This window comes from Nostocoides australiense Ben110, assembly GCF_001050535.1.
Classification (GTDB): domain Bacteria; phylum Actinomycetota; class Actinomycetes; order Actinomycetales; family Dermatophilaceae; genus Nostocoides_A; species Nostocoides_A australiense.
The window spans coordinates 2556735-2561088 of the sequence record NZ_HG764815.1; the positions used below are offsets into that span (position 1 = coordinate 2556735).

The 4354-nt window shown below is 69.3% G+C and carries 5 protein-coding genes and 1 pseudogene; 2 read left to right on the top strand and 4 right to left on the bottom strand.

Features of this window, described 5'->3' with window-relative positions; all coding sequences use genetic code 11:
* Positions 1-236, top strand: a pseudogene (locus tag BN11_RS12305) (glycosyltransferase family 2 protein); the annotation flags it as partial.
* A 65-nt stretch (positions 237-301) separates the two neighbouring features.
* Here BN11_RS12305 and BN11_RS12310 read toward each other — a convergent pair.
* From BN11_RS12310 to BN11_RS12320, 3 genes are all read right to left on the bottom strand, one after another.
* Positions 302-1288 carry a PDDEXK family nuclease gene (locus BN11_RS12310; protein WP_048698133.1) on the bottom strand — a complete coding sequence of 329 codons (987 nt, stop codon included), beginning with the start codon at positions 1286-1288 and terminating at the stop codon, positions 302-304.
* A gap of 143 nt (positions 1289-1431) precedes the next feature.
* Positions 1432-2067: a CoA transferase subunit B gene (locus BN11_RS12315; protein WP_048698135.1), complete on the bottom strand. Its 636-nt coding sequence runs from the start codon at positions 2065-2067 to the stop codon at positions 1432-1434.
* 4 nt (positions 2068-2071) lie between these two features.
* On the bottom strand, positions 2072-2881 hold the full coding sequence (locus BN11_RS12320; RefSeq protein ID WP_048698137.1) for a CoA transferase subunit A: 810 nt from the start codon (positions 2879-2881) through the stop codon (positions 2072-2074).
* 160 nt (positions 2882-3041) lie between these two features.
* Between BN11_RS12320 and BN11_RS12325 the strand changes: the two genes are divergently transcribed.
* Positions 3042-4169 (top strand): peptidoglycan-binding domain-containing protein, encoded by a 1128-nt coding sequence (locus tag BN11_RS12325; protein WP_048698139.1) that lies wholly within the window; start codon positions 3042-3044, stop codon positions 4167-4169.
* On the opposite strand, the gene BN11_RS22695 is transcribed toward BN11_RS12325, so the two are convergent.
* Positions 4153-4354, bottom strand: a 202-nt coding sequence (locus tag BN11_RS22695) for a hypothetical protein (protein WP_162213226.1), incomplete at its 5' end; no start/stop codon positions are given. The genes BN11_RS12325 and BN11_RS22695 overlap by 17 nt on opposite strands.

The following is a 4354-nucleotide window of genomic DNA, read 5'->3' on the forward strand; positions in this document are numbered from 1 at the left end:
CCGCCACGCTGATCGGCCTCGTGTGGAAGCCGGCCCTGCTGGTGCCCGCGGCGTATGCCGGTGCCGTCGCCGCCGGCGGCGTCCTCGCGGCGCGCGGGGAGTCTCCGCCCGTCAAGGCCCTGACCCCCGTCGCGCTGGCCGTCATGCACTGGTCGTGGGGCGTGGGCTATCTCACCTCCCCGCGCCACCTCGCCGCCGGCCGCATCAACGATCCCCGCACCGGCGGCTCCCTCTGACGGCCCCGCCCCCCGACCCCCCAAAGTCCGACGTTTGACGTGCTATCGCTCGTCAAACGTCGGACTTAGTGGGGGGAGCGGAGGCGGATTCCCGTCGCCACCTGGTCCATGAACGCCTGCGGCATGACGCGCAGACCGATGACGGGGATGCGGAGCACGCTGCGGTTCTGCAGAGTCACGTGGTTCGCGCGCAAGGCGTCGTCGACCGGGGCCAGCCCCCAGGAGTGGCCAGCGCCGTCGATCTCCACCACGAGGCCGCAGGCGAAGGCGACGTCGAGATAGATGCGGCCATTGGGCCCCTGCCGGAGTTGCTGGCGAACCGGTTCGGGCAGGTCGCGGGCCCGGCAGAGAGCGGCGAAGTCGAGTTCACCGAGGGAATGCGCTCCGTCGCACACGTCCCCGATCACCGGGCCGATCAGGCTGCGCCGCTTCGACCTGGCGATTCCACGCCACCGACGCAACAGCCGGTCCGGTTCGACGATGCGCTGTTGCACCGACATACAGATGACCAGGGCAGCCTGCCGATCGCTGACGGCCAATTGGGCCGCGCGGATGGTGGACAGAGCGGTCTCGACGCGCGGGATCCCTCCGGGCGCAAGCGGCCCCAGCGGGCGCCGCTCCGTGATGCGGATTCCCGGATGCCGAATGGTTCGAGAGCCGGCCTCGACCGAGACGTCGATGCGGTCTTGCGTGTAGCCGGTCAGCCCCGACGCCGTCAGTGAACTGGCACCGTCGAGAACGGCCCCGGTGCCCGACTCCCATACCGCCCACCAGAGCAACGGCAGTTGCGAAAGCTCGGGCGTGCCCGCTGCGCCGGGCCGGGCCCGGGGCCACGACGACGCGTCCGACGGCCAACTGGGCGCCATTGCCTCGGGGATCGCGACGGTATGCCGTCCGATGCGCAGCCATCGTCTGGCCCGGATTTCGGCGTCGATGGCACCCTGGCCGATGCCCGTGTCGACGAGCATGGACCGCGTACAGATCCCGCCGTACGGCCGCACGAGCCGGAGGGCGACCTCCTGGCGCGACGTGCGGGGGACCGGTTCCTTCATATGTCGAGTAGACCGGCGACCTGGGCGTGGCCGCACCCGTTGCCGCAAAGCCTGTGGACAACCCGAACCAGGCCCGAGCCCTGTGGACACGCTAAGTCCGACGTTTGACGTGCGATAGCACGTCAAACGTCGGACTTAGCGACTCAGAGGGCGACGGTGAAGTCGGGGCCGGTGGCCTCGCGGACCTGCTCCTCGGTGACACCGGGGGCGAGTTCGCGCAGGACGAGGCCGTCGTCGGTGACGTCCATGACGCACAGGTCGGTGATGATGCGCTGGACGACCCGCTTGCCGGTCAGGGGCAGCGAACACTCCTGGACGATCTTGTGCGAGCCGTCCTTGGCGGTGTGCTCCATCAGGACGATGACGTGCTTGGCGCCGTGGACGAGGTCCATCGCCCCGCCCATGCCCTTGACCATCTTGCCGGGGATCATCCAGTTGGCGATGTCACCGGCCTCGGAGACCTGCATGGCGCCGAGGATGGCGGCGTCGACCTTGCCGCCGCGGATCATCCCGAAGCTGGTCGCGGAGTCGAAGATGCTCGCGCCCTTGCGCAAGGTCACCGTCTCCTTGCCGGCGTTGATCAGGTCCGGATCCTCATCGCCCTCGTAGGGATAGGCACCGACGCCGAGGATGCCGTTCTCGGACTGCAGGACGATCTCGATGTCGTCGGCGACGTAATTGGGCACCAGGGTCGGCAGGCCGATCCCGAGGTTGACATAGTCGCCGTCCTTGAGTTCGGCGGCGGCCCGGGCGGCCATCTCTTCACGGGTGAGGGGCATGGGATCAGCCTCCGAGTCCGGTGCTCATGGTGGGTGCCGCGGTGGTGCGCGGCCGGGTCGTCCGCCGCTCGATCCGCTTCTCGTCGGCCTGCTCGGGCGTCAGCGGCACGACGCGCTGGACGTAGATGCTCGGCAGGTGGACCTGGTCGGGATCGAGTTCGCCGGGCTCGTACAGCTCCTCGACCTCGGCGATCGTGGTGCGCCCGGCCATCGCCGCGAGCGGATTGAAGTTGCGGGCGCTGGATCGGAAGATCAGGTTGCCGTGCCGGTCGCCCTTCCACGCGCGCACCAGCGCGAAGTCGGTGACGATCGCCTCCTCGAGGACATAGGTGGCCGTCACGCCGCCGACGGTGAACTCCTTGGTCTCCTTCGCCGGCGAGGACAGCGCGACGGTGCCGTCCGCGGCATACCGCCAGGGCAGCCCGCCCTCGGCGATCTGGGTGCCCACGCCGGTCACGGTGTAGAAGCCGGGTATGCCGGCGCCCCCGGCCCGCAGTTTCTCCGCCAGGGTGCCCTGGGGGGTCAGGCGGACCTCGAGTTCCCCGGAGAGGTATTGCCGCTCGAACTCCTTGTTCTCCCCGACATACGAGCCGATCATCGTGGCGATTCGCTTGTCGCGCAACAGGATTCCCAGACCCCAGTCGTCGACGCCGCAGTTGTTGGAGACGGCGGTGAGGCCGTCCACGCCGCTGTCGTGCAGGGCCTGGATCAGAACGCTGGGTATGCCGCACAGGCCGAATCCGCCCACCGCGAGCGTTGCGCCGCTGGGGATGTCGGCCACCGCGTCGGCGGGGCTGGTGACGACTTTGTCCATACCCCTCACCCTATCGAGGCGCATCGGGCCCGGCACCTGTGGATCCGCGTGTGAGGCTTGCCTTTCGGGTGTGACTCGTGGGACAACTGATGCGGTCGGCATACCGTCCGACCCCCGCGGGCAGTGCCCCGGCGCTGGCAGCACAGCAGGAGTTCACCCCATGTCCACAGCCACCCGCCGACTCATCGCGCCCGCCGTCGTGACGGCGCTCGCCGTGCCGACGATCGCCGCGGCCGCCGTTCCGCCGCCGCCGAAGCCCCCGGTCACGCTGCCCAGCGCCGTCGACGTCTCGATGCCCTATGAGGGGCAGGTCTTCTGCGAGCTGGTGACCCGCCCCGGCGTGGCCGACTTCGCCAAGACGGTCTCCACCCACTACAGCCGCACCGACTACCACACGGTGCGCACCTGCCTCGGCGACGTCTCCGAGCACTACGACGGGCGGGCCCTGGATTGGATGCTCTCGGCATACGACCCGGAGGACAAGGCGATCGCCGACTCGGTCACGAAATGGCTGACCCAGCCGGTCAACGGGGTCTACGGCGCCAACGCCCGACGCCTTGGCATCATGTACATCATCTGGAACGGCAAGACCTGGAAGTCCTACCGCAACCCGGAGACGTGGACGACCTACACCGGGGCCGTGCCGCACACCGACCACATCCATTTCAGCTTCGCCTGGGACGGCGCGTGCAAGCGCACCAGCTGGTGGACCGGCAAGGCGCTGACCACCGTGAGCATGGCCAAGTGCGGCTCCTCGAACGGGCCGCTCGTCAGCGTGGAGACGGAGTTCACGCAGTACAAGGACACCCTGTTGATGCTCGGCTCCAAGGGCGACGCCGTCGTCCTCGCGCAGCAGAACCTCGGGGTGCCCGCCGACGGGGATTTCGGCCCCATCACTCGCAGCGCCGTGATCAACTTCCAGAAGAAGTGGAAGCTCGACGTCACCGGCCGGGTCAACAAGGGCGTCTGGAACCAGATGGAACGCCAGCAATACCCGCTGATCAAGTACCGCTCGACCACCGTCTTGCGCAAGGGCATGTCGGGGGGTCAGGCGATCAAGGACGCCCAGCGGGCGCTGCGGATCACCCAGGACGGCATCTTCGGGTCCGGCATGGAGGCCGCGGTCAAGCGCATCCAAGGCAAGTACCGCCTCGCCCAGACCGGCGTCATCCGCCCGCTGACCTGGGCCGCTCTCGACGAGGAGTTGCGCAGCCGGATGCGGCAGGCCGAGTTCGACGCCGGGATCGACAAGGCGGCGGCCGAGGTCCTGCTCAGCGCGATTCGCTGACGCCCTCGGTCCGCAGCCGCCCGGGCAGGCGGGCCGGGTCGGGGCCGATGCTCAGCACGAGCGAGCCGTCGGCGGCGTAGGCCCCGATCGCCAGCTGCAGGAACTCGCCGACGTCGCGCGTCGCCGTGTGCACCCGCGCTCCCGCGCTCAGGGGGTATGCCGGCGGGGCGGGATACCGCTGCCCG

Excerpts from the sequence above, each read along its gene's own strand:
- BN11_RS12315 (WP_048698135.1), bottom strand. The coding sequence starts at position 2,067 with ATGCCCCTCACCCGTGAAGAGATGGCCGCCCGGGCCGCCGCCGAACTC.
- BN11_RS12320 (WP_048698137.1), bottom strand. The coding sequence starts at position 2,881 with ATGGACAAAGTCGTCACCAGCCCCGCCGACGCGGTGGCCGACATCCCC.
- BN11_RS12310 (WP_048698133.1), bottom strand. The coding sequence starts at position 1,288 with ATGAAGGAACCGGTCCCCCGCACGTCGCGCCAGGAGGTCGCCCTCCGG.
- BN11_RS12325 (WP_048698139.1), top strand. The coding sequence starts at position 3,042 with ATGTCCACAGCCACCCGCCGACTCATCGCGCCCGCCGTCGTGACGGCG.